Annotated in this window: 22 protein-coding genes; 4 read left to right on the top strand and 18 right to left on the bottom strand. The window is 68.7% G+C overall.

Features of this window, described 5'->3' with window-relative positions:
- Positions 1-2: 2 nt before the first annotated feature.
- Both sucC and ACQFZP_RS00405 read right to left on the bottom strand, forming a co-directional pair.
- Entirely contained in the window at positions 3-1,172 is a 1,170-nt protein-coding gene (gene sucC / locus ACQFZP_RS00410) for an ADP-forming succinate--CoA ligase subunit beta (RefSeq protein WP_104312680.1), read from the bottom strand.
- Between the two features lie 165 nt (positions 1,173-1,337).
- The gene (locus tag ACQFZP_RS00405) at positions 1,338-3,797 is read right to left on the bottom strand and encodes an ATP-dependent helicase (RefSeq protein WP_104312775.1); all 2,460 of its coding nucleotides are present in this window, start codon (positions 3,795-3,797) and stop codon (positions 1,338-1,340) included.
- A 58-nt stretch (positions 3,798-3,855) separates the two neighbouring features.
- On the opposite strand from ACQFZP_RS00405, the gene ACQFZP_RS00400 reads away from it, so the two are divergent.
- Positions 3,856-4,815, top strand: a complete 960-nt coding sequence (locus tag ACQFZP_RS00400; protein ID WP_179556270.1) for an aldo/keto reductase — start codon at positions 3,856-3,858, stop codon at positions 4,813-4,815.
- On the opposite strand, the gene ACQFZP_RS00395 is transcribed toward ACQFZP_RS00400, so the two are convergent.
- Positions 4,812-5,966: a glycerophosphodiester phosphodiesterase family protein gene (locus ACQFZP_RS00395; protein WP_211889980.1), complete on the bottom strand. Its 1,155-nt coding sequence runs from the start codon at positions 5,964-5,966 to the stop codon at positions 4,812-4,814. The genes ACQFZP_RS00400 and ACQFZP_RS00395 overlap by 4 nt on opposite strands.
- Before the next feature lie 38 nt (positions 5,967-6,004).
- Between ACQFZP_RS00395 and ACQFZP_RS00390 the strand changes: the two genes are divergently transcribed.
- On the top strand, positions 6,005-6,424 hold the full coding sequence (locus tag ACQFZP_RS00390) for a DUF3054 domain-containing protein (protein WP_211889979.1): 420 nt from the start codon (positions 6,005-6,007) through the stop codon (positions 6,422-6,424).
- 108 nt (positions 6,425-6,532) lie between these two features.
- Positions 6,533-7,411, top strand: coding sequence for a Bax inhibitor-1/YccA family protein (locus ACQFZP_RS00385; protein WP_211889978.1), 879 nt, complete (start codon positions 6,533-6,535; stop codon positions 7,409-7,411).
- A gap of 80 nt (positions 7,412-7,491) precedes the next feature.
- On the opposite strand, the gene ACQFZP_RS00380 is transcribed toward ACQFZP_RS00385, so the two are convergent.
- The 9 genes from ACQFZP_RS00380 to groES form a co-directional block, all read right to left on the bottom strand.
- The gene (locus tag ACQFZP_RS00380) at positions 7,492-8,382 is read right to left on the bottom strand and encodes a hypothetical protein (protein ID WP_249311971.1); all 891 of its coding nucleotides are present in this window, start codon (positions 8,380-8,382) and stop codon (positions 7,492-7,494) included.
- A gap of 393 nt (positions 8,383-8,775) precedes the next feature.
- Complete coding sequence (gene guaA / locus ACQFZP_RS00375) at positions 8,776-10,383, bottom strand: glutamine-hydrolyzing GMP synthase (protein WP_179556267.1); 1,608 nt, start codon at positions 10,381-10,383, stop codon at positions 8,776-8,778.
- A 48-nt stretch (positions 10,384-10,431) separates the two neighbouring features.
- A complete protein-coding gene (locus tag ACQFZP_RS00370; protein ID WP_104312686.1) occupies positions 10,432-10,971 on the bottom strand; it encodes a DUF3817 domain-containing protein in 540 nt (179 codons plus the stop codon).
- A gap of 5 nt (positions 10,972-10,976) precedes the next feature.
- Positions 10,977-11,927 carry an SURF1 family protein gene (locus ACQFZP_RS00365; protein ID WP_211889977.1) on the bottom strand — a complete coding sequence of 317 codons (951 nt, stop codon included), beginning with the start codon at positions 11,925-11,927 and terminating at the stop codon, positions 10,977-10,979.
- Complete coding sequence (locus ACQFZP_RS00360) at positions 11,927-13,771, bottom strand: glycerol-3-phosphate dehydrogenase/oxidase (RefSeq protein WP_104312688.1); 1,845 nt, start codon at positions 13,769-13,771, stop codon at positions 11,927-11,929. Before ACQFZP_RS00360 ends, ACQFZP_RS00365 begins: the two co-directional genes overlap by 1 nt.
- A gap of 92 nt (positions 13,772-13,863) precedes the next feature.
- Positions 13,864-14,988, bottom strand: a complete 1,125-nt coding sequence (locus tag ACQFZP_RS00355) for a GuaB3 family IMP dehydrogenase-related protein (RefSeq protein ID WP_104254001.1) — start codon at positions 14,986-14,988, stop codon at positions 13,864-13,866.
- A gap of 81 nt (positions 14,989-15,069) precedes the next feature.
- Positions 15,070-16,575, bottom strand: a complete 1,506-nt coding sequence (gene guaB, locus ACQFZP_RS00350; protein ID WP_104312689.1) for an IMP dehydrogenase — start codon at positions 16,573-16,575, stop codon at positions 15,070-15,072.
- Between the two features lie 131 nt (positions 16,576-16,706).
- Positions 16,707-17,645, bottom strand: coding sequence for an EamA family transporter RarD (gene rarD, locus ACQFZP_RS00345; protein ID WP_258068284.1), 939 nt, complete (start codon positions 17,643-17,645; stop codon positions 16,707-16,709).
- Positions 17,646-17,762: 117 nt separating this feature from the next.
- On the bottom strand, positions 17,763-18,056 hold the full coding sequence (groES, locus tag ACQFZP_RS00340) for a co-chaperone GroES (RefSeq protein WP_068479200.1): 294 nt from the start codon (positions 18,054-18,056) through the stop codon (positions 17,763-17,765).
- Positions 18,057-18,194: 138 nt separating this feature from the next.
- Here groES and ACQFZP_RS00335 point away from each other — a divergent pair, with 138 nt between their 5' ends.
- The gene (locus ACQFZP_RS00335; protein ID WP_211889976.1) at positions 18,195-19,385 is read left to right on the top strand and encodes a class I SAM-dependent methyltransferase; all 1,191 of its coding nucleotides are present in this window, start codon (positions 18,195-18,197) and stop codon (positions 19,383-19,385) included.
- A gap of 11 nt (positions 19,386-19,396) precedes the next feature.
- Here the strand turns inward: ACQFZP_RS00335 and ACQFZP_RS00330 are convergent, their stop codons facing one another.
- From ACQFZP_RS00330 to tsaB, 6 genes are all read right to left on the bottom strand, one after another.
- Positions 19,397-20,119 (bottom strand): hypothetical protein, encoded by a 723-nt coding sequence (locus ACQFZP_RS00330; RefSeq protein WP_211889975.1) that lies wholly within the window; start codon positions 20,117-20,119, stop codon positions 19,397-19,399.
- A 101-nt stretch (positions 20,120-20,220) separates the two neighbouring features.
- Positions 20,221-21,003 (bottom strand): hypothetical protein, encoded by a 783-nt coding sequence (locus tag ACQFZP_RS00325; protein WP_211889974.1) that lies wholly within the window; start codon positions 21,001-21,003, stop codon positions 20,221-20,223.
- 156 nt (positions 21,004-21,159) lie between these two features.
- A complete protein-coding gene (locus ACQFZP_RS00320; RefSeq protein WP_211889973.1) occupies positions 21,160-21,753 on the bottom strand; it encodes a DUF4190 domain-containing protein in 594 nt (197 codons plus the stop codon).
- Between the two features lie 141 nt (positions 21,754-21,894).
- Positions 21,895-22,422: a hypothetical protein gene (locus ACQFZP_RS00315; protein WP_104312693.1), complete on the bottom strand. Its 528-nt coding sequence runs from the start codon at positions 22,420-22,422 to the stop codon at positions 21,895-21,897.
- Positions 22,419-24,014, bottom strand: a complete 1,596-nt coding sequence (tsaD, locus tag ACQFZP_RS00310; protein WP_211890725.1) for a tRNA (adenosine(37)-N6)-threonylcarbamoyltransferase complex transferase subunit TsaD — start codon at positions 24,012-24,014, stop codon at positions 22,419-22,421. Before tsaD ends, ACQFZP_RS00315 begins: the two co-directional genes overlap by 4 nt.
- Positions 24,014-24,622, bottom strand: coding sequence for a tRNA (adenosine(37)-N6)-threonylcarbamoyltransferase complex dimerization subunit type 1 TsaB (tsaB, locus tag ACQFZP_RS00305; RefSeq protein ID WP_211889972.1), 609 nt, complete (start codon positions 24,620-24,622; stop codon positions 24,014-24,016). The genes tsaD and tsaB overlap by 1 nt, the downstream gene beginning before the upstream one ends.
- Positions 24,623-24,629: the final 7 nt, after the last annotated feature.

The raw sequence follows: 24,629 nt of genomic DNA, 5'->3' as shown, positions 1-24,629 counted from the left end.
ACTCAGGCGCGGGCGGCGAGTTCGGCGGCCTTGTCGGCTGCCTCGTCCATGGTGGCGACGACGGTCACGAGGGGGTGGTTCGCCTCGGCGAGGATGCGACGGCCCTCCTCGACGTTGTTGCCGTCGATGCGGACGACGATCTGCTTGGTGGCTGCGTCGCCGAGCGTGTTGAGGGCGCCCACGATGCCGTTGGCGACCGCGTCGCACGACGTGATGCCGCCGAAGACGTTCACGAAGACCGACTTGACCTGCTCGTCACCGAGGATGACGTCGAGACCGGCGGCCATGACCTCAGCGGATGCTCCGCCTCCGATGTCCAGGAAGTTGGCGGGCTTCTGTCCGCCGTGCTTCTCGCCTGCGCCAGCGACGACATCGAGCGTCGACATGACGAGGCCTGCGCCGTTTCCGATGATGCCGACGGAGCCGTCGAGCTTCACGTAGTTGAGGTCGTGCGCCTTGGCCTTGACCTCGAGCGGGTCGAGTCCGCCTGCCGCCTCGGCGAGCGCGACGTGGTCGGCGTGACGGAACTCAGCGTTCTCGTCGATCGTGACCTTGCCGTCGAGTGCGACGATGTCGCCGCCCTTGGTGAGCACCAGCGGGTTGACCTCGACGAGCGTCGCGTCTTCCTGGTTGTACACCTCGTAGAGCTTGACGAAGACGTCGGCGACCTTCGCGACGAGCTCTTCTGGGAAGTTCGCGGCGCGCGCGATCTCTTCCGCCTTGGCTGCGTCGATGCCGCGGATGGGGTCGACGGCGATGCGCGCGAGGGCCTCAGGCTTCTCGACAGCGAGCTGCTCGATCTCCATACCGCCTTCAACGCTCGCCATGGCGAGGTAGGAGCGGTTGGCACGGTCGAGGAGCACGGAGAAGTAGAACTCCTGGTCGATGTCCGCACCCTGCGCGATCATGACCTTCTCGACGATGTGGCCCTTGATGTCGAGGCCGAGGATGGCCTCCGCAGCGGTGAACGCCTCATCTGGGGTCTTCGCGAGCTTGACGCCGCCGGCCTTGCCTCGACCGCCGACCTTGACCTGCGCCTTGACGACGGTCACGCCGCCGATCTTCTCGGCTGCGGCCTTCGCCTCCTCGGGCGTGTAGGCCACGAGTCCCTGGAGAACTGGAACACCGTGGGCGTCGAATACATCTCGCGCCTGGTACTCAAAGAGATCCACGTTTCATCCCATCCGCGACGCGTCGTCGCGTTCGTTCGCCCGAGCCTTCGGATTCTCGCGCTCGAGCCTTCAGAATTTGCAGAGCGGACCGCATCGCCGGCAGGCAGTGTGTGCCCGCCGCCCGGCTAAACACGTCCGTCGTCCAGCCTAGTGCCCGCGCGCGCCTCAGTTGGTCAGCTTCTCGATCGGCGCGAGCTTCACGAGCAACTTCTTGCGCCCGGCACTGTCGAAGTCGACCTCCGCGATCCGCTTCGCCTCGCTGCCGAGGATCGCGCGCACCGTGCCCTCGCCGAAGTCGACGTGCGAGATGCGATCGCCGGCGACGAGCTCCATGCCGCTGTTGTCGCGCATCTGTCCCGTGACCTCGTTGATCCACTTCTGCTTCGGTTTCGCCTTGGGGGCCGTCTCGCGACCCGCATCCGAGTCTCGGAAGCGGACCGCGCTGGAGAAGCCGGCGCTGCCCGCGTCGGAGGAGCTCCTGCCGTAGCCGCCCGCCGTTCCGTAGCCTTCGCTGCCGAGCGGCTTGCGTGCTGAGGTGACCGATCGCTGCTCGTAGCCGCCACGGCCGCCTGCGGCACCGGGCGAGACCCGCCACTCGATGAGCTCCTCGGGAATCTCCTGCAGGTAGCGACTCGGGAGCGAGGCGGCGGTCTCGCCGAACTGCGAGCGCATCATCGCCAGCGAGAGGTGGAGGCGCTTGCGGGCGCGCGTGATGCCGACGTAGAACAGGCGTCGCTCTTCCGCGGGGCCGCCCGGCTCGTCGGCGGCGATGCGGTGCGGCAGCAGCTCCTCCTCGACACCCGTGATGAAGACCGAGTCGTACTCGAGCCCCTTCGCGGTGTGGAGCGTCATCAGCACAACCGCGCCTGACTCGTCGATGAGGTCGTCTGCGGCTGCGACGAGCGCGACGTCGGTGAGGAAGTCGATGACCGAGCCGCCAGCGTTGTTCTTGTCGAACTCGGCTGCGACCGAGATGAGCTCTTCGACGTTCTCGGCACGCGCCTCGTCCTGCGGGTTGCCGGTCTGGAGCAGCTTCTCGAGGTAGCCGGTGCCCTTGACGATCGTCTTGAGCGTCTGGCTCACGGTCTTGCGTCCCGTCGGCGAGTCGATGTCGAGGCCGGCCGTCGCGTCGTCGAGCAGCTTCGCGAGCTGCGCGATCGCACCGGTGACCTTCGGACCGAGCCCGAGCTCGCCGGCACGCCGCATGGCGTCGCGGAAGGTGATGCCGTACCTGTTCGCGAAGTCCCAGATCGCCGTCTCGGTGGCTGGGCCGATCGAGCGCTTCGGGGAGTTGAGGATGCGTCGCGTCGACAGCTCGTCCGCCGGGTTGACGAGGGCGGTCAGGTACGCGATGAGGTCCTTGATCTCGGCGCGCTCGTAGAACTTCGTGCCGCCCACGAGGCGGTACGGCACGGCGGAGCGGATGAAGATCTCCTCCAGCGCACGCGTCTGCGCGTTGGTGCGATAGAAGACGGCCATGTCGTTGTAGCTCTGGCCGGCGTCGCGGAGCTTGTGGATCTCATCGGCCACGAACTGCGCCTCGTCATGCGCCGAGAACCCGGTGAAGCCGACGATCTTCGCGCCCTCGCCGCCGTCGGACCAGAGCTTCTTGTCGACGCGATCGAAGTTGTTGCGGATGACGGCGTTGGCTGCCGAGAGGATGTTCTGCGTCGAGCGGTAGTTCTGCTCGAGCAGCACGACCTTGGCGTTCGAGAAGTCGCGCTCGAACTCGCTGATGTTGCGGATGTCGGCACCGCGGAAGGCGTAGATCGACTGATCGGAGTCGCCGACGACCGTGAGCGATGCGCCGGGGATGCCGCCGCGCTCGTCGAGCTCCATCCGGGTGTCGAGCGGCACGTGCTGCGGCTCGACGGGCCTCGTGAGCTCCCGGATGAGCGAGTACTGGGCGTGGTTCGTGTCCTGGTACTCGTCGACGAGCACGTGGCGGAACCGACGCTGGTACTGCGCCGCGACGTCGGGGAAGGCGCGCAGCATCCACACCGTCTGCGAGATGAGGTCGTCGAAGTCGAAGGCGTTGGCGCGGCGCAGCGACTGCGTGTACTGCCGGTAGATGTCGAGGAACATGGCGTCGCGGGGGTCGCTCATGTTGGCCTGGCGGGCGAACCCGTCGACGTCGGTGAGCTCGTTCTTGAGCTTCGAGATGCGCGACTGGACGCTCGAGACCGTGAAGCCAAGCACATCAGCCTCGAGCGACTTCACGATGCGCTTGATGAGCGCCTTCGAGTCGGCGGAGTCGTAGATGGTGAAGCTCGTGGTGAAGCCGAACTTATCTGCCTCGCGGCGCAGGATGCGCACGCAGGCCGAGTGGAACGTCGAGATCCACATGCCATCCGCAGCACCGCCCACGATGTGCTGGATGCGCTCGCGCATCTCGGCGGCGGCCTTGTTGGTGAAGGTGATCGCGAGGATCTGGCTCGGCCACGCCTCACGGGATGCGATGAGGCCGGCGATGCGGTGGGTGAGCACCCGCGTCTTGCCGGAGCCCGCACCCGCCACGATGAGCAGCGCGGGGCCGCGGTAGGTGACGGCTTCCTTCTGTTGCGGATTGAGTCCGTCAAGGAGGTCGTTTTCAGAGGGATCGAAGACTGGTGGCAGTAGCGTCATGACTCGTTGATTGTAGGTGCGGCCACCGACATCGCGTGGGCCGCGGAAGGGAATCACCTTGACCACGCAGCTCTCCCCCGCCCGCCGCGCGCTCGGCGGCACGCTCTCCGTCTCCCCCGTCGCGCTCGGCGGCAACGTGTTCGGCTGGACCGCCGACCGCGACGCGTCGTTCGCGATCCTCGACGGCTATGTCGAGGCCGGTGGCAACTTCATCGACACCGCCGACGTCTACTCGGCCTGGATCCCCGGCAATTCGGGGGCCGAGTCCGAGACGATCATCGGCGAATGGCTCCGCTCGCGCGGGCGTCCGGAGGATCTGGTCATCGCGACCAAGGTCGCCCAGTTCGCCAAGCGGCCCGGACTCAGCGCCGACAACGTGCGTGCAGCGGTCGACGACAGCCTCAAGCGCCTCGGCGTCGAGCAGATCGACCTCTACTACGCGCACCGGGACGACCCGGAGACGCCCATCGCCGAGACGGCGGGGGTCTTCTCCGAACTCGTCGATGCCGGCAAGATCAAGGCCATCGGCGTCTCCAACTACTCGCCGACCCGTCTGCGCGAGTGGCTCTCCGCCGTCGAGAGCCACCGACTGCACCAGCCCACTGCGCTGCAACCCGAGTACAACCTCCTCGAGCGCGACATCGAGGGCGAGCTCCTGCCGCTCGCCCGCGAGGCGGGCCTCGGGGTCGTCCCGTACTTCGCGCTTGCGCACGGCTTCCTGACCGGGAAGTACCGCAAGGACGTCGAGGTCGACTCGGCCCGTGCGAGCTCCGTGGAGCAGTACCGCACCGATCGCGGCTACGCGATCGTGGATGCGGTTGCGGACATCGCGCAGGCCCACGGCACCCAGCCGGGAACGGTCGCGCTCGCCTGGCTCGCAGCTCAGCCCGGCGTCGTGTCCCCTATCGCCAGCGCCCGCACCGCTGAGCAGCTGCCGCTCATCACGGACGCGTTCACGCTCGCGCTCACCGACGACGAGCTGCGGACGCTCGACCGCGTCTCCGCGCAGGTCGCCTAGGCGCAGTCAGCGCCCGCTCGCTCCTCGCTCGAGCAGAGAGGTGCGAGAGATGCAGGTTCTCGGTCGCGGGAACCTGCATCTCTCGCATGTCTCGTCCGGGCGGCCGGGTCCGAGCGCTCCGTGCGCTCCGTGCGCCGCGTCTGCGCATCGACGAGCGCGCGGACGCGGTCGGGCGCATCCGCGAAGACGCCGTCGACACCCGTGCGCAGGATGCCCCGCCAGTACGCCTCTGGGCGCCCCTCGAACGCCGTCGGCAGGAACGCGTCCTCCGGACGCAGGGTCCACGTGTACACCGCGAGGCCGCGGGCGTGAGCTCGCTCGACGAGCCTCCGGCCCGCCTGGGGATGCGCGGCGCTGGCCTCGTCGCGGACCCCGAGCAGCAGGTGGCTGAGGCTGATACCGTCCGCCCACCCCGCAACCGCATCCAGCCCCGGCCCCGTCAGGTCGCTGGCGTAGCTCTGCGCGCGGGAGCCGTCCCGCGCGAGCCGATCGTGCGGGGCCCCCTCGTCGTCGATCAGGTAGACCAGCGATGCGTCCACCGCGATGCCTCGCCGCCGAAGGTCGCGCAGCACCTCGCCCTCGAAGCTCTCGATGACGAGTCCCTCGAGCGCGGGTGAACCCCACAGCCCGGCCAGCTCGCGTTCGAGCAGCGCAGCCAGATCGAACCCGAGCTCGCGGAACCAGCTCGCGTGCTTGAGCTCGATCACCAGGCGTGGCCGTGCTCCCGCCGCGGTCCGCTCGTGCTCCACCAGCTCGACGAGCTCGCGAAGCCGCATCAGCGCTGACGTCCCGTCGCAGACGGCGTTGGCGGGGCGGATGTGGGGGATGCGCTCGACCGCCCGCAGCGGCCCGAGCTGTTCCCACGTGAAGTCGTGCGCAAACCAGTCGGTGAGCGACCCGTCCGGTGTCGAGCGGGTGCGAGCGTGCCCGAACTCGGTTGGGCGTGCGGCGATGTCGGTGCTCGCCCCGAGCATGGGCTCGTGGCGGATCAGGAGCACGCCGTCGCGAGTCGGGACGACATCCGGCTCGAGCGCATCAGCGCCCTGCCGCACGGCGAGGAGGTACCCCTCGGCCGTGTGCTCCGGCCGGTACGCGGGGGCACCGCGGTGGCCGATGACGAGGGGACATTTGTGCTGGCTTGGCGCGTTCACGCGCGCAGTGTGCCGGACCCAGGCGTACGGTTGGTGTCATGCGGCGAACACGTTCGGTCTATCGCGCTGGCGGCGGCTACGCGCTCCCCCTCATCGTCGATCTCCTCCTTGTCGTGGTGTTCGCGGTCATCGGGCGGATGAGCCACGCAGAGGGCCTCTCGCTTGCGGGCATCGTGACGACCGGCTGGCCGTTCGTCCTGGGCCTGCTCCTCGCCTGGGTGCTCGTGACGCTCTTCCGCTGGAAGCCCTGGCGCCCGTTCCCGGCCGGCGTCTTCGTCTGGATCGTGACCGTCGGCGGCGGGATGCTGCTGCGCCTCATGATCGGCGACACCGCCGAGGTCCCCTTCATCATCGTCGCCTCTATCGTGCTCGGCGCGTTCCTGCTCCTGCCGCGACTGCTGCTCGGCACCGGCCGCGACGCCCGCTCGACGAACGAGGCGAGGGCCGCCGTCCGCTGAGGGCGCACACCTCCAAGTCGTATTCACGAACTCTTTCGTTAGAATCCCGGCAACCCCGTCTCTGGCGGGCATCTTGACCTTCGAGACAGAACGGACTCACGGACAGCCATGGCGAATTCCGCGCTAGAACGCAACCCCTACTTCAACGGGGAGGCACGCAGGCAGCACGGCCAACAGTTCGGCCAGGCGCCCACCGCTCCCTCCTACGGCAACGCACCGTCCGCGTCGACCTACGGGCAGCAGCCTCCCGCGCCGCTCACCGCCGACCAGCTGAACGCCCAGTTCCAGGCACCGCCCGCGACACCCGACCAGATGGAGCGGATGTCCTACGAGGACACCATCGCGAAGACCGCTGGCCTCTTCGGCATCGTGCTCGTCGCGGCTGCTGTGGCCTGGTTCGTGCCGATGCTCATGATCGTCGGCGCGATCGGCGCGCTTGTGCTCTCGCTCGTGCTCGCGTTCCAGCGCGAGCCCAAGACGGGCCTCATCTTCGCGTTCGCCGCGGCAGAGGGCCTCCTGGTCGGTGGCCTCTCCTCGATCCTCGAGGGGATGTTCCCGGGCATCGCCATGCAGGCCGTCCTCGCGACGTTCTCCGTGGTCGCCGTGACGCTTGTGCTGTTCCGCTTCGGCAAGGTCCGCACCTCGCCCCGAATGACGAAGATCGTGCTCGTCGCGATGCTCGGCTACGCGCTCTTCTCGCTCATCAACTTCGGCATGATGATGTTCGGGTTCGAGAGCGCGGCTGGCCCGTGGGGCATGCGCTCCATGGAGGTCTTCGGTATCCCGCTCGGCGTGATCCTCGGCATCTTCGCCGTCCTCATGGGCGCGTACATGCTCGTCATGGACTTCGAGCTCATCAAGAACGGCGTCGAGGGTGGCGCTCCCCGCAAGTACGGCTGGATCGGTGCGTACAGCCTCGTCTCCACCGTCGTCTTCATCTACGTGGAGATCATCCGCGTGCTGGCCATCCTGCGAGGCAACAACTAGCGCAGAACATCCCCCGGGATGTGAGAAGGGCCGCTCCGAGAGGAGCGGCCCTTCGTGCGTCCGACGTGCGGTGCGTGGCGTTACCGGCGCGCCGGCAGCGTCCGGTCGTCGAACCCCGCGTCGGGATCGACATCGAGCAGGTACAGCTCGTCTTCGCCGACGAGCTTGTTGCGCACGACGTAGTCCACGAGTCGAGCGCGACGGTTGGTGGCGTAGGAGCGAGCCCCTCCGCGGAGGCCTTCCACGCCGATTCGGTCGAGCTTCTCGCACACGTTGTCGAGCTTGCGGTTGAAGGCGGTGACGGTCCAGCCGAGGCGTTCAGCGGCGCGAGCGCTCGTGGGGATGTCGCCGAGGCCGTGCTCGCCTCGCAGCAGGACCGATTCGCAGAGCGCGAGCAGCAGGAGGCGCTGTGCGGGGGTCAGCGCGATGTGCGTCAGCTCGCGCCCGGCGGTCTCCGGAGCTGAGCCGGGGCCGCCCGGCAGATCCATGTACACCGGTGAGGCGGCGTGCACCTTGACCTCGTACTGGCGCTCGCCGGCGGAGAAGTGGATGCTCGTGCGTTCGAAGACGATCGGAAGGTGCGCGCCTGGCAGCAACCGCCCCTGGACGCGCCCCGAACCGTCGACGACGCTGAGCGTCATCCGGGTCCCGATGTTGGACACGAACCAGAGCCCGTCCTTCGCGGCGATGCGGAGCAGCTTGCGGTGCAGGAACGGGTTCGCGTCGAGGCGGATGTCGGCGTCGCGCCCGATCTCGATGCGCTCGCCTGGCCGCACTGACGCCCACTGGCCCTGGTATTCGACGGAGAGCCCGTGTTCGGGGTCCGCCTCGAGGAGCTGACCCGCGGCGTCCTGCAGCAGCTCGTGGTCGACGAGATGACCTGAGGTCGAGTCCTCGCCCTGGGGCGTCGAGATCAGCCCTGTGTCGGCGGGTACCTGGGGAAGCGGGTCTGCTGGGAAACGTGGTGCCATGTCGCGAACTCTCTGAGCGGGGAGGTGAAGTTGCACATCTGGGAACCCCTCAACCATGCCACCACCCAACGAGCATCACTAGCCACGATTCGCCCACCAAACAGGCGTTTTCTCCCGTCCGGGCACCCGAGGTTCCCGGCTCGGAAATCCGGAATCCCTGGCTCGGAAACCGAAAACCTTTCGCCTCCTCGGTTTTGATCACCCCAACCAGGCATTTATGTCCGGGCACATTTGCCCGGGGCGTTACACCCGGACACCGGTCGACCGCCGCCGCGCCGCGAGCTCCGGAACGCTGGTGTCGCGCTTCTGCTCAGATTTCACCTGATCTGGCACAGAATGCACGAACGGGGATGCACAGTGTGCATCCCCGCTCGGCTCAGCTTTCGCCGAGGACTACTCCCACTCGATGGTTCCCGGCGGCTTCGACGTCACGTCGAGCACCACGCGGTTCACGTCGTCGACCTCGTTCGTGATGCGGTTCGAGATGCGCGCGAGCAGATCGTAGGGCAGACGCGTCCAGTCGGCCGTCATGGCGTCCTCGCTGGAGACGGGACGCAGCACGATGGGGTGCCCGTAGGTGCGACCGTCACCCTGAACGCCCACCGAGCGGACGTCGGCGAGCAGCACGACCGGGCACTGCCAGATCTCCGTGTCGAGCCCAGCCGCGGTCAACTCCTGGCGCACGATCGCATCGGCCTCGCGCAGCAGATCGAGCCGCTCCTGCGTGACCTCGCCGATGATGCGGATGCCGAGCCCCGGGCCAGGGAACGGCTGGCGAGCGACGATGGGCTCCGGAACTCCGAGCTCGCGGCCGACAGCGCGGACCTCGTCCTTGAAGAGTGTCCGCAACGGCTCGACCAGCTCGAACTGCATGTCCTCCGGCAGGCCGCCCACGTTGTGGTGGCTCTTGATGTTGGCCGTGCCGGTGCCGCCGCCGGACTCGACGACGTCCGGGTAGAGCGTTCCCTGGACGAGGAAGCGGATGCGCTCCCCCGACTCCTGCGCTTCCTTGATGAGGTCGACCTCGGCCTGCTCGAAGCTGCGGATGAACTCGCGGCCGATGGTCTTGCGCTTGTCCTCCGGGTCGGTGATGCCCGCGAGTGCCGTGAGGAACTGCTCGCGTGCATCCACCGTCACGAGGCGCACGCCGATCGCGTCGACGAAGTCCTCCTCGACCTGACGGCGCTCGTCCTGACGGAGCAGGCCGTGGTCGACGAACACGCACGTGAGCTGGTCGCCGACGGCCTTGTAGACGAGGGCGGCGGCGACGGCGGAGTCGACACCACCGGAGAGGCCGCAGATGACCTTGGCGTCGCCGATCTGCTCGCGGATACGTGCGACCTGCTCGTCGATCACCGACGCGGGGGTCCAGTCGCTGGGAATGCCGGCGGCTCGGTGCAGGAAACCCTCGAGGAGCGCCTGACCGTGCTCGGAGTGCAGCACCTCGGGGTGCCACTGCACCCCGTAGAGGCCCCGCTCAGTGTTCTGGAACGCCGCCACGGGGGTGTCCTCCGTCGTGGCGAGCACCGTGAAGCCCTCGGGCGCGCGGGCGACCGAGTCGCCGTGGCTCATCCACACCGTCTGGTCGTCTGGCTGACCGTCGAGCAGGCTCGACTCGCCGCCTGCGAGCTTCACCGCGGTGGAACCGTACTCACGACGACCGGTCTTCGCGACCTCGCCACCGAGCTGCGTCGCCATGACCTGGAAGCCGTAGCAGATGCCGAGCGTCGGCACTCCGAGGTCGAGGATGCCCGAGTCGAGCGACGGAGCCGCCTCGGCGTACACGCTGGAGGGGCCGCCCGAGAGGATGATGCCGACGGGGTTCTTCGCGGCCACCTCCTCGGCCGAGATGGTGTGCGGCACGATCTCGGAGTAGACGCTCGCCTCGCGAACGCGCCGAGCGATGAGCTGGGCGTACTGCGCGCCGAAGTCGACGACGAGCACTGGGCGCTGATCTGTCGACTGCTGCGGAGCTGTGGCCTGCGGGTCGGTGGTTGCCATGGACACCTTTCGGGTGGTGCGGAGAGTGCGGCTGGGAAAGTTGGCGCGTCAGTTCGCGCGGCGCTGGTGCTCGGCGAGTGACTGCTGCACATCGCTCTCGAGCTGCTCGCGTTCCGACTCGCTCAGGCTCGCCTCGAAGTCGCGGAGCTTTTGCTCCTCACCGGCGGCGGCGAGTCGCTGTTCTTCTCGCAGCACGAGGTCGCGCTTCGCTCGTCGCGACATGAACCACTCGGTGACGAACGACAGGAACGGCACGACACCGCCAGCCGCCATGGCGAGGAGCCAGACGATGGGCCAGCGCATCTGCTGCCAGAGCACATAGGAGGCGACGAGGTACACGACGTAGAACCAGCCGTGCACGATGAGCACCCACAGGCTCAGGTTGAGCGCGGTCGTCGTGCCCTCCTGGACCAGCGCGATGACCCCGAACGGGCCGAACGCCTCGACCTCGAGGTGGAAGGCGTACTTGAGGAACATCTCGATGCACAGCAAGAGCAGGAGGATGCCGGTCACGTACGCCGTCACCTGATAGAAGCGGAGCGCCCGTCGGAAACCGGGGTTGGCGTTCAGGAGGGCGTCGTGAGGCATGGCCTCTAGTCTAGGCGAAGGGCCTCGCCCTTCGTTCGCTCGTCGAGCATGGCCTTGAGCCGGTCGCGTTTGAGCTGCTCGGCGAGCACGCTCGGCGCCTCGGCCGCCTCACGGCGCCCCTTCTCGTACTCGTCGCGGGCGAGCCGCCACCACATGAAGATCGCGAACCCGGCGAAGAGCGCCCACTCGATGGCGTAGAAGATATTCAGCCAGTTGAGCTGTGGAGCCTCGAGGGCCTGGGGCGTGATGGCCTCGAGCTCCCCGCTGCCAGAAGCTGGACCGAGAACCGCCAGCATCGAGGGCTCGTCGAGGCTCACGTAGATGCCGTAGTTCTGCGCGGCCGGCTCTGCCCAGCGGTTGATGAGGTGCGTGGGCGCCATGGCGGTGAGCGCCTGCGCGTCGTCACCGCGATTGACCTGCGGCGCCTGCCCGTACTCGAGCCTGCCGGAGAGCTCGAGCTCTCCATCGCCCGCCGAGGCCTGCAGCCTCGTCGCCAGCTCGGTCGCCGAAGCCGCATCCTCCGTCCACCCGACCGCGACCGCAAGCCCCGGGGCCACCTCAGCCGCACCGGACCCGCCGGCCTCGTCATCCGTGACCGCCACGTGCCCGATCACCCAGTAGCCGAGCCGCTCCCCTTGGAGTCGTTCGGCGACGACATCGAAATCGCGGGCATCCACGACACCGGCGAACGTGACCTGCCGGCCGACGGCCGCATCAGCAACCCGCTGCTGCGGCTGCGCCAGCTCTCCGAGACCCACGGGCGGCCGCGTCGATTCCTGGGCGACGGTCCTGCCGTGCTCCAGTGAGAGGAACGCGGATTCCAGCTGCCAGCGCCCGAGCCACGCGAAGACCGACGCGACGACGAGTGCGAGGGCAAGCACGCCCAACCACTTGGGGCGCACGAGCACTCGACCCATCGACGGCGGCGCGGGATGAGCGCTGGCAGCTTCGGACATCAGGACTTCTGGGCATCCTTCGACTCGGCCTTGACCGTCGCGGCCTCGACGTCTGCAGTCTCGTCGACCTCGATCATCGGCAGAGCCGGAGCAGTTCCGAAGGGCGTGTTGTCACCGGCGTGGCCGAGGACCGAGTCGATGTCGGGAGCTTCGAGGCGGATGCGGTCGGCTGACTCGTCGTCGGGCTGCTCCTGGCTCGCGATCTCTGCCGCCACTCGCTCGACGTAGGTGTCGATCTCGCGCTGCGTGCGCTCCTCGTCCCACCCGAGGGCGTCCGCCATGAGGCGCGCGGCGACCGGAGCCGCCGAGATGCCTCGGTCCCACGCCTCGATGGAGATGCGGGTGCGGCGCGCGAGCACGTCGTCGAGGTGCAGGGCACCTTCGTGGGTCGCCGCGTACGTGATCTCCGCCTGCAGGTAGTCGTCGGCACCGGGCATGGGCTCCGCCAGCTTCGGGTTCTGACGGATGAGGTCGAGGATCTCGTCCGTGAGCGTTCCGTAGCGGTTGAGGAGGTGCTCGATGCGCACGCGGTGCAGGCCGAAGGCTCGGGCGATCTTGCCGCGTCGGTTCCAGGCGGCCTTGTAGCCGACGGCGCCGAGCAGCGGGATGTCCTTGGTGGTGGAGGCGGGGATCTTGCCGTCGAGCGCATCCGCTGCCGCGTCGATCGCGTCCTTCGCCATGATGCGGTAGGTCGTGTACTTGCCACCGGCGATGAGCACGAGGCCGGGCACGGAGTGCGCAACCATGTGCTCGCGGGAGAGCTTCGAGGTCTCGTCCGACTCGCCGGACAGCAGCGGCCGAAGGCCCGCGTAGACGCCCTCGACGTCGGCTCGGGTGAGCTTCACCGCGAGGACCTCGTTGACGTGCTTGAGGATGTAGTCGATGTCGGCGGCCGTCGCGGCGGGGTGCGCCTTGTCGAGCTTCCAGTCGGTGTCCGTCGTGCCGATGATCCAGTGGCGACCGTTCGGGATGACGAACAGCACGCTCTTCTCCGTGCGGAGGAGGAGGCCGGACGCCGACTGGAAACGGTCGCGGGGCACGACGAGGTGGACGCCCTTGGAGGCGCGGACCCGGAAGGAGGCGCGCTCGCCGACCATCTTGTTGGTGTCGTCGGTCCAGACTCCGGTGGCGTTCACGACCTGCTTCGCACGGATCTCGAAGCGCTCGCCGGTCTCGAGGTCGACGACCTGGGCGCCGACGACGCGCTGGCCGACCTTGAGGAAGCCTTCGACTCGCACGCGCGGCGCGACGTGGGCGCCGTAGAAGGACGCCGTGCGGGCGAGGACCGCGACGAACCGCGCGTCGTCGACGCCCGCGTCGTAGTAGGTGAGCCCGCCCGAGAACGAGTTCTTGGACAGCCCGGGAGACATCTTCGCGACCTGGCTGCGCGTGTAGTGGCGATGCATGGGCACGCCCGGCTTGACCTCTCCGGTCTTCGCGAAGAGGTCGTACATGAGCATGCCGGCGCCGATGTAGAAGCGCTCCAGCGGGTTCTTCAGCGGGTAGAGGAAGCGGATGGGCTTCACGAGGTGCGGGGCGAGGCGCTGCAGGAGCAGACCGCGCTCGAGCAGCGCTTCGCGCACGAGGCCGAAGTTCATCTGCTCGAGGTACCGGATGCCGCCGTGGATGAGCTTCGACGAACGGCTCGATGTGCCGGAGGCGAAGTCGCGCGCCTCGACCATGCCGACGCTGAGGCCTCGGGTGACGGCATCGAGTGCGGCACCCGCACCGACAACGCCGCCGCCGACGACGAGCACGTCGAGGTTCTTGGTCTTGAGGGACTCGATCGCCGCAGCACGTTCCTGCGGGCCGAGCTTGTCGCTTCGAGAGACGCTGTTCGCCATAACCTGCTCCTCGTTCTCAGTTGCTGCTTGTAGGGGAAGTCTGAACGCTCAACCTTTGACCGAGCCGTCAGCCGGCCCGACCGCGGCTCCGGCTAGGCCGTAGGCGTGTAGGGGGCGACGACCATCTCGGCGCGCTGGAACTCCTTGAGTCCCGAGTAGCCGGTCGTCGCCATCGAGTGGCGGAGGGCTCCCGTGAGGTTCGAGATGCCGTCGGCGCTGTCAGCGGGGCCCGCGACGATCTCCGCCATGGGAGCCACCTGCCCGACCTGCACGCGGTTTCCGCGCGGGAGCTTCTCGTGGCGCGCCTCGGCACCCCAGTGCCAGCCGCGGCCAGGCGCATCCGTCGCACGTGCGAGCGCCGCGCCGATCATGACCGCGTCGGCGCCGGAGGCGATGGCCTTCACGAGGTCACCGGACGTGCCGATGCCGCCGTCCGCGATGACGTGCACGTAGCGTCCGCCCGACTCGTCGAGGTAGTCGCGTCGAGCACCCGCGACGTCGGCGATGGCCGTCGCCATGGGGGCGTGGATGCCGAGCACGCGACGCGTGGTCGACGCCGCTCCGCCGCCGAAGCCGACGAGCACGCCGGCGGCGCCCGTGCGCATGAGGTGCAGGGCGGCCGTGTACGTCGCGGCCCCGCCGACGATGACGGGCACGTCGAGCTCGTAGATGAACTGCTTGAGGTTCAGGGGCTCCTGGTTGTGCGAGACGTGCTCGGCAGACACGGTCGTACCGCGGATGACGAAGAGGTCGGTGCCTGCCTCGAGCACATCGTTCATGAACTGCTGCGTGCGCTGCGGGGAGAGCGCACCTGCCGCGGGCACACCGGCCTCGCGAATCTGCTGCAGGCGCTCCTTGATGAGCGTGCCCTTGACGGGCTCGCGGTAGATCTCCTGGAGCTTGGCGGTCGCCTGCTTGGCAGGCAGATCCGCGATCTGCGCGAGCAGCGGGGCCGGGTCGTCGTAGCGAGTCCACAGGCCCTCGAGGTCGAGCACGCCGAGGCCGCCGAGCTTGCCGAAGCCGATCGCCGTCTCGGGCGACATGACCGAGTCCATGGGAGCTGCGATGAGCGGGATGTCGAACGTGAACGCGTCGATCTTCCACGTGATGGAGACATCCTCCGGGTCACGGGTTCGCCGCGATGGCACGATCGCCACATCGTCGAAGGAGTACACGCGGCGGGCTCGCTTTGCGCGGCCGATCTCGATCTCAGTCACCTGCCTAGCCTAGCCCTCCCCCGTGCCCGCTGCTGCGGCGCGGCGGCGGGGAGACCCCGACGCGCCACGCCGCTGCGACAGCTAGCGACGGTAGTTCGGCGCTTCCGACACCATCTGCACGTCGTGCGGGTGCGACTCCTTCAGCCCCGCAGGCGTGATGCGCACGAAGCGCCCCTTCGCCTTGAGCTCGGCCACCGTGCGAGCGCCGACGTAGAACATCGACTGGCGTAGGCCACCCGTGAGCTGGAACACCGACTGGCGGATGGAGCCGCGGTACGCGACCTTGCCCTCGATGCCCTCCGCGATGAGCTCGTCGTCGCTCGGGACGTCCGCCTGGAAGTAGCGGTCCTTGGAGTACGACGTGCGCTCGCCGCGCGACTGCAGGGCGCCGAGCGAGCCCATGCCGCGGTAGCTCTTGAACTGCTTGCCGTTGACGAAGATGAGATCACCGGGCGACTCGTCCGTGCCAGCGAGCAGCGAACCCACCATGACGGCCGACGCGCCAGCGACGAGCGCCTTCGCGATCTCACCGGAGTACTGCAGTCCGCCGTCCGCGATGACCGGCACGCCCGCGGGAGTCGCGGCGAGCGACGCCTCGTAGACGGCCGTGATCTGCGGCACGCCGACGCCGGCGACGATGCGCGTGGTGCAGATGGAGCCGGGACCGACACCGACCTTGACCGCGTCAGCACCCGCATCCACGAGTGCCTGCGCGCCCTCGCGCGTCGCGACGTTGCCGCCCACGACCTGCACGTGCCCGATGACCGGGTCGCTCTTGAGGCGCCGGATCATGTCGAGCACGCCCGCGGACTGGCCGTTGGCCGTGTCGACGACGAGCACGTCGACCCCGGCCGCCACGAGGCGCTCGGCGCGCTCCCAGCCGTCGCCGAAGAAGCCGATCGCGGCTCCGACGCGCAGTCGCCCGGCGTCGTCCTTCGTGGCGTTCGGGTACTTGTCGCTCTTGTCGAAGTCCTTCACCGTGATGAGCCCGGCGAGCTTGCCCTCGTCGTCGATGAGCGGGAGCTTCTCGATGCGGTGCTTGCCGAGGAGCTTGTAGGCGTCGTCGCCCGAGATGCCGACGGGCGCCGTCACGAGCCCCTCACCGGTCATGACCTCGTGCACGCGCGTCGAACGTTTCTCGGACTCCGGGACGAAGCGCATGTCGCGGTTCGAGATGATGCCGACGAGCTTGCCGGTGACCTCGTCGACCACGGGGAGGCCGGAGACGCGGTACTGCCCGCAGATCTCGTCGACCTCCGCGACGGTCGCGTTCGGCGTCGTCGTGACCGGGTTCGTGACCATCCCGGACTCGGACCGCTTGACTCGATCGACCATCTCGACCTGGTCGTCGATCGACAGGTTGCGGTGCAGGATGCCCATGCCGCCCTGGCGCGCCATGGCGATCGCCATGCGAGCCTCCGTGACCGTGTCCATCGCCGCCGACACGAGCGGGACGCGCAAGGTGATGCCGCGCGTCAGCTGCGTCGTCGTGTCGACCTCAGACGGGATGACGTCGGTGTGCCCCGGGAGCAGCAGCACATCGTCGTAGGTCAATCCGGTGAAGCCAAAGGGGTCCGACTCGGTCATTACGCTCCAGGAGGTATCTGGGATGCGCCGCTCGGCGGCATCCGCGTGTGTGGGGAAACAGCTCAGTGGTGGTGGAACAGCGCGAACCGCGGACGCATTCCCGGGACGTCCCACTCCGCGGCCCTCGGGCCTCAGCCCCGTGTCGGCGGACCGAGCTGGTCAGCCACCGAGGGAATCCTGGCGCCAAGTCTAGCCGTCCGGACGAGGTCGATCGTGAAGAGGATGAGCGCGACCCAGACGATCGCGAACCCGATCCACCGCTCCAGCGGCATGGGCTCCGAGAAGACCGCGACGGCGAGCACGAACTGCAGGATCGGCGCGATGTACTGCATCAGTCCGAGCTCGATGAGGCGAAGACGTCTGGCCGCCGCGGCGAAGAGGAGCAGCGGCACGCTCGTCACCACGCCGGCGAAGAGGAGGACGCCCGTGTTCACCGCCGACACCGTCCCGAACGTGATCCCTCCGCCGAACAGGATCGTCCAGACGAGGCAGATCGCTCCGATGGGGAGGATCAGGGTCGTCTCGACGGCGAGCCCGCTCAGCGCGTCCGCCTGCACACCGACCCGCTTCTTCACGAGCCCGTACAGTCCAAACGTCATGGCGACGCCGAGGCCGAGCCAGGGGATGCGGCCGTAGCCGAGCGAGATGACGAGGACGGCGACGAGCGAGAGGCCCACCGCAACCCACTGCAGCGGGCGCAGCCTCTCGCGGAGGAAGACGAGACCGAGCGCAACTGACACGATCGGGTTCAGGAAGTAGCCGAGCGCGGCATCCAGCGTGTGCCCGGTTGCGACGGCCTGCACGTAGAAGAGCCAGTTCGCGGAGACCAGGACCCCGGCCACGCCGAGGCCGAGCACGACCCGCTTCTTCGAGATGAGTTCCCGGAACGGACGCCATGCACGCATGACGAGCACGCCGAGCAGGCAGAACACGACACTCAGGATGATGCGCCACGCGATGAGCTCGACAGGTGTCGTCGGAGCGGTCGCCACGACGTAGAGGGGCATGAACCCCCAGAGCGCGTACGCGCTGAACGCCAGCCAGAGGCCGGACCGAGGAGATTCCGTCACCTCGCGATCGTACGCCCGAGCCGGCCTCCGGATGCACGAATGGCGCCCACCCGGAGGTGGACGCCATTGCGAGCCAGTCAGTCCCGAAGGACCTGGCAGTCTCAGTGGAGCTGGAGACTAGACGATCTTCGCGAGGATGTCGCGAGCCGAGAGCACGAGCAGCTCTTCGCCGCCGTACTTGACCTCGGTTCCGCCGTACTTGGAGTAGATGACCTTGTCGCCGACCACGAGGTCGAGCGGCACGCGGTTGCCGTTGTCGTCGATGCGGCCGGGGCCGACTGCGACGACTTCGCCCTCCTGGGGCTTCTCCTTGGCGGTGTCCGGAATCACAAGACCCGAAGCCGTGGTCTGCTCGGCCTCGACCTGCTTGATGACGATGCGATCCTCGAGCGGCTGAATGTTCACCGACACGGTTGACCTCTTTCTCAGCGATAGGAAGTTCAGAATTAGCACCCTCCCCATGAGAGTGCTAACTCCGAGTGTAGGGGCGATCCGGCGAGGGTTGCAACGCGGCGCCGTCTTCGGGCGTACGCCGGTAGCGTAGTGAACGTGCAGCGCGACGAACTCCTGGCCCTCCTCACGCCCGAGGCGATGACGCTGCTCGACGACGCCCCGGCCGTCGCGTCGTCCGCAGACGCGCTCGCGCTCGTGACCAGGCTCCGCGCCGCCGGCGGATCGCCCGCGACCGTCGCCGCCGTGGTGACGCAGGCGAAGCTGCGGCGTCGCGCGCTCGCCAAGTTCGGGCCCTTCGCCGAGCGAATGCTCTTCACCGACGCCGGGTTGCAGCAGGCGACCAGGCTGCAGGTCGCGGCCCACCACGCAGACCGGTTCCGTCAAGCGGGCGCGGTCAGCGTCGCCGACCTGGGCTGCGGCATCGGCGCCGACTCGATGGCGTTCGCCTCGCTCGGGCTCGAGGTGACCGCCTACGACCTCGACGAGGTCACGGCGGCGATCGCGGCGCACAACCTCGCACCGTTCCCCAACGCCGAGGTCAAGCACGGCAGGGCGGAGGAGGTCGACCTCGGCCGCTTCGACGCGCTCTGGTTCGACCCGGCTCGGCGAACGACCAGCGGCGGAAGCACCGCGCGGCACTTCGACCCCTCTGATTGGAGCCCGGCGCTCGACTTCGTGTTCGCGGCTGGCCGCGAGCGCCCTACAGGCGTCAAGCTCGGTCCTGGCATCGACCACTCGTACCTGCCGGCGGATGCCGAGACCCAGTGGGTGTCGTCTGGCGGCGACCTCGTCGAGGCGACGGTGTGGATGCACGACGCGGCGCGCGCGGGCATCCGCCGGTCGGCGATGGTCATCGGCAAGCGGGGGGCGACCGAGCTCACCAGCAGCGAGGACGTGCACGATGCCGAGGTCGGCGAGCTCGGGGCCGTGCTCTACGAACCCGACCCGGCGATCATCCGTGCCCGCCTCATCGGCGACCTCGCGCGGTCGCTCGAGGCCACCATGATCTCCGAGAGCATCGCGTGGATGACGGCGGACACCTTCGCGCCCTCCCCGTTCGCGAGCGCCTTCTCGGTCCGCGAGGTGCTCCCCCTGCATGTGTCATCGCTGAAGAGCGAACTGCGGAAGCGCGATATCGGCGTGCTCGAGATCAAGAAGCGCGGCGTCGACATCGACCCCGCGGAGTTCCGGCGCAGGCTGGCGCTCAAGGGAGCCAGCTCCGCCGTGCTGATCCTCACCAGGATCGGCGACAAGCGAGTCGCGATCCTCGCCGATCGCCTGAGCTGACGGACAGGACCTCAGACGGTCAGGACGACGATGAGCGTCGCGAGGGCGACCAGCACGGCCAGTCCACCGGTGATGAGGCCCACGATCCCGAGCGTGCGCCCGAGGCCCTTGGGCGCACGGAGCCCGGCGATACCGAGCCCGACGGCTCCGAGGCCGAAGACGAGCGAGACGATGTAGGCCCACCCCGGGAGCAGGAGGAGAAGAAGCGAGAGCGCGCCGAGTGCGACCGCGATGATGCCGAGCACGGGCGCTGGCGCCTTCGGCTGCTGCCCGTAGCCCTGTCCACCGAACTGCTGACCGGGCTGCTGGCCGTACTGCGCCTGCTGAGCGGAACCGAACTGTCCCTGCTGCGGCGCGCCGTACTGCGGCTGGCCGTACTGCCCCTGTTGCGCCGGAGCACCGAACTGCGGCTGCCCGTACTGGTCGTGCTGGGGTGCGCCGTAGGCCTGCTGCGCTGGAGCCTGCTGGGCAGACGGCGCCTGCTGCTCGTAGCCCGGGTACCCGGGCTGCTGCTGACCGTAGCCGCCGTCGCCTTGGCCATAGCCTGGCTGCTGACCGTAGCCGCCAGGCTGCTGGCCGAACTGCTGCCCTCCCGGCTGGGCCTGCCCATACTGCTGGGACTGGTCGTATGGTTGCTGGCCATACGGCGCCTGCCCGTTCTGGGGCTGACCATTGTGGGGCTGCCCGCCCTGGTGAGGCTGCTGAGGGTACTGGGGGCCGTTCGGGTCAGACATGGTGTCCTTCTCAGTCGTCGACAAGGCTGCAGGTGCTGTTCAAGCTTAGAGTGCGGGCGGAGACTTCCGCCCGCACTCCTGCCGGTTCTGTCAGCTGGTGATCAGTATCCGTATCCCGACATCTCGTTCAGGAACAGCGCAGCGCCGGCAATAAAAATGATGCCGACGATGGCCGAGATGACGATCGCGGCGATCGAGACCCAGAAGCCCCAGGTGCGGATCGCTCCGGCCTGCGGTTCGCGCTTCTTCGCCATGATCGCGCAGATGAGGCCTGCGACACCGAGCGGGAGCCCGAGGTAGAACTGGCCGAGGAGCCCGAGCAGGACGCCGACTCCACCTAGGGAGAGTCCGACGATGCTGAGCGTGCGCTTCGGCGTCGCCGACTGCGTCGGGTAGCCGGGAGTCGCATAGCCCTGCGTGGCGCCGTAGCCCTGCGGCTGTCCCTGTCCCTGTCCCTGTCCAGGCGCGGACCCGTACGCGGGCGCCTGTCCTGCTGAGGGCGCCTGGGAGTACGGAGCGGCACTGGGCGCGGCAGCTGGTTCGCTCGGCGGCGTGTAGCTCACCGACCCGGAAGCGGCCGACCCGGAAGCGGCCGACCCGGAAGCTGCTGGCGGCGTGTACTGGCTGCCCGCGGCAGAAGGCGGCGTGTAGTCGCCTCCCGAGGACGAAGGCGGCGTGTAGTCGCCTCCCGAGGACGAGGGAGCCGAGGAGTCCGTGCCGGACGCGGCCGGCGGCGTGTAGTCGGTTCCCGAAGCTGCGGGTGCCGAGTAGTCCACGGACTCCGCGGGAGGCGTGTAGGCGGCGGGCGCCTCGTACTGGGGAGGCGTGTTCCCGTCGTCGGGAAGCTTGGGCTTGTCTCCTGGGACCTGGTTGCTGTCGCTCATTGCGGAGCTCCTTCCGGTTCACCGCTCTCGCGGTGTTGTTGGCTGGTGTTCACGTGCGTGGAGCAGGCGAGGGTGCTCTTGCGGGCGTCCGTCAGACCCTAGGTTCCCAGGGTTTGACTGGGAACCGTCACACATGGTGCGGTCGGTCGCTGACGCTCAGTAGGAGCTGAGGCCGCCGAGGAGTCCGATACCGCCGAAGAAGAGCAGCGCGAGGACGATGAGGAGGAGCAGCCCGAAGACGGAGATGAACCCGAGCACGATGGAGGTGACGGCGAGGGCGCGGCCTCGCGGCTCGCGGCGCAGCGCGATGAAACCGCACACGACGCCAGCGATGCCGACCATCCACCACACGAACTGGAGCACCGGGATCAGCGCGACCAGGAACGAGCCGCCGCTGAGGCAGAGCGCGACGATGCTGAGGGTGAGCGTGCCGGCTACTGGCGGTCGCGGGCCGGCGTATGGGGCTTGCGTGTAGGGGGCGACCGGATAGGCGGGGTGCTGTGCGGGCATGGGCTGCCCACTTCCCGCGTACCCCTGGCCGTACCCCGTCGAGCTGGCTGTGCCTGTCGAGAATCCAGAATCGTAGCCTGACGAGGCGACGTCGGGGGTCGAGAAGAGTGGAACGGATGCGCCGCCACCCCGCTGATCGAGCGAGTCCTGGCGCACATCCGCGGCCCTGTCTTCAGGACGTTCGTTGAGATTCGGGGCGGGGATCCGCGCTCCGTGGCCTTCTGGTGTTGACCAGGTCATGTCCGCTCCTCTCAAAGCGTCTTGGGATGCTCCAACGGTACGGCCGCGGGCTTGGCGGAGCGTCATCCCCGCGGTCAGAGCACCGTCATCCCGCAGGATGACTTCACGGCAGGCAGGACGACCCGCGGCTCTCTGCTTGCCTCAGGCGACGGCGAACGCGAAGCCGACGCAGCCGACGGCGATGACCGCCGCGAGCACGAGAGCCACGACCCAACCGCGATGCCGACGCGCGAGCACTGCCAGCAGCACGGCGACCGCGGCGATGCTCGCACCGGTGTACAGCGGCCAGAGCGGAGACGGCGTCACCGCGACCGAGAGCGCGGTTGCGACGATGCCGGCCGTGAGCGACAGCAGCGCGGAGACGACGAGCGCGAACCGGCTCAGGCCCAGACCTGCGGGCTCAGGCGATCTCGTCGTCGGAGCGGATGCTGACGCGGTCGCGTTGGCCTGGACATGCGCGACGGCCGGGTCGACCTCCACGCGCGGAGCCGACGCCGCGACCGCGGCGGTTTCGGTGCCGGCCTCCGCCGGCGGGTGACCGTCTGCGGTCGTCCGCGGGGTGAGCGCCGAGTAGGCGGCGTTGCTGGTGTCCTCGACCGGGGTGCGGTCGATCGGCGGCAGCTCCACCGGTTTGCGCGGCGGCAGCTTCGGCTGCTCCGGTGTCGTCACGCGATTCCCCCTCCTGCTGAATCCCTCATCGCTGATCCCACCTGCACCCCGAGGGGCGTCGCCACCGGCAGGGTCGAATCCGCGGCGAAGTCGAGCGGCGCCGGCGCCTTGCCCGCGGCGAAGAGCATCGCACCGACCGCGGCGATCATCGCCCCGTTGTCCGTGCAGAGACGGAGGGGTGGGATGCGCAGCTCGATCCCGGCTTCCGCGCAGCGCTCCTCGGCAAGCTCACGCACACGGGCGTTGGCCGCTACTCCCCCGCCGAGAACAAGACGGGGCACGCCGAGTTCGGTGCAGGCGGCGACCGCTTTGGCGGTGAGCACATCGGCCACCGCCTCCCGGAAGCTCGCGGCGACGTCGGCGACGGGCACGGGGTCGCCTGCATCCTCCCGCGCCTCCACCCACCGGGCGACAGCGGTCTTGAGGCCCGAGAACGAGAAGTCGTAGCGATGCTTCTCGAGGTCCTTCGGCTTGGTCAGTCCCCGCGGGAAGCGGATCGCCCTCGGGTCGCCGCCGGCGGCAGCCTTGTCGATCTCCGGACCGCCCGGGTACGGCAGGCGGAGCAGGCGCGCTACCTTGTCGAATGCCTCGCCCGCCGCGTCGTCGATCGTCTCACCGAGCAGCTCGACATCATCGACGAGGTCGCGGACGTGCAGGAGAGACGTGTGCCCGCCCGAGACGAGCAGCGCGACGGCGGGCAGCTCGAGCTGGCCGACATCGTCGCGGAGCACGTCTGCCGCGACGTGGCCGACGAGGTGGTTCACCGCGTAGAGCGGGATGCCTGTGGCGACGCGCAGCGCCTTGGCCGCCGCCGTACCGACCATGAGCGCCCCCGCGAGGCCAGGGCCCTGGGTCACGGCGATGGCATCGAGCTCATCGAGCGTCACCCCCGCTGTCTCGAGGGCCGCGGCGATCGTCGGCACGATGGCATCGGCGTGGGCGCGCGCGGCGATCTCCGGCACGACGCCACCGAAGATGGCGTGCTCATCCATAGACGAAGCCACCTCGTTGGCGAGCAGTTCGCGACCGCGGACGATGCCGACGCCGGTCTCGTCGCACGACGACTCGATGCCGAGCACCAGCGGCTCCCGTCGCGAACCCGCCGCGACGCGCGTTTCCGCAGACACCCGAACCGCTGGCAGCTGGCCGCGCATCACGATCGCATCCACACCCTCTCTTGGGTAGTACTTCGGCCTCCGGCCGATCTCCTCGAAGCCGAGCCCGGAGTACAGGGCCCGGGCCGCCTCACCGTTCTCGCGCACCTCGAGGAACACCTGCTTCGCGCCGCGGCCCTCGGCCCAGGCGAACAGCTCGGCCAGCATCCGCGTCGCCCACCCGCCGCGCCGGAGCCGCTCGTCGACGGCGATCGTCTGCACATCCGCCTCGCCACCGCCCTGCAGCGCCATGACTCCTGCGGCCGCGAGGATCTCACCCGCAGCCGCGTCCTCGACGACGACATACCTCGTGTGCTGGCTCTTGACCTCGCCAGCGAGCATGGACGGCGACCACGGGTCGAGCGGGAACGCCGCCTCGTCGAGCCTCACCATGGCTGGGATGTCGTCGTGGGACGCGTCGCGAAGCACGGCCCGCATCATCCGGTCACCCGCTTCGGGCCGTTCGATGGAACGGCATCGGCGCCACGCAGGTAGACGATCGAGTTCGGCTCGGCTTCGAGACCCTGCACCTCGCGGTCGAGCCAGGCGAGGGCGAGGTGAGCGGCCGAGATCGTGCGCGTGTCGAAACGGTGCGCAGCACCGGGAACGGCGTCAGGCCTGTGCAGCTCGCACGAGCTCGCCACGAGGAGGCCCTGCTCGTAGCGGGAGCACGCGAGCTCACCGCGCCGGGCATCCGTCGACACGAGGAGGTCGCCGTTCGCCTCCGGATGCGCGGCACGCCACTCGTGGGCGGCCGCATCGTGGCTCGGCATCGGGATGAAGCGCGCACCACGAGCGAACGCGAACGTGCGTGCCGCAGCGACGCCCACACGGAGCCCCGTGAACGGGCCGGGGCCCATCCCGCCGATCACCTGCGTGACGTGCTGGGGCGAGAGCCCCGCCTGGGCGAGCACCGTCTGGATGGCGTTGCCGACCGCCTCGGCATGGTGCCGGGTGTCAGAGCTGCGCAGCTCACCGAGCACGCGACCGTGCGGGGTGACGATCGCGACATCCGTGCCCGCTGACGTATCGATCGCTAAGAGCATGCGATCG

The sequence above is a fragment of the Pseudoclavibacter sp. Marseille-Q434 genome, assembly GCF_050315415.1.
Taxonomy (GTDB): Bacteria; Actinomycetota; Actinomycetes; order Actinomycetales; family Microbacteriaceae; genus Pseudoclavibacter.
Note: the sequence above shows the minus strand (reverse complement) of the source record. Positions and strands in the feature narration are given on the sequence as shown.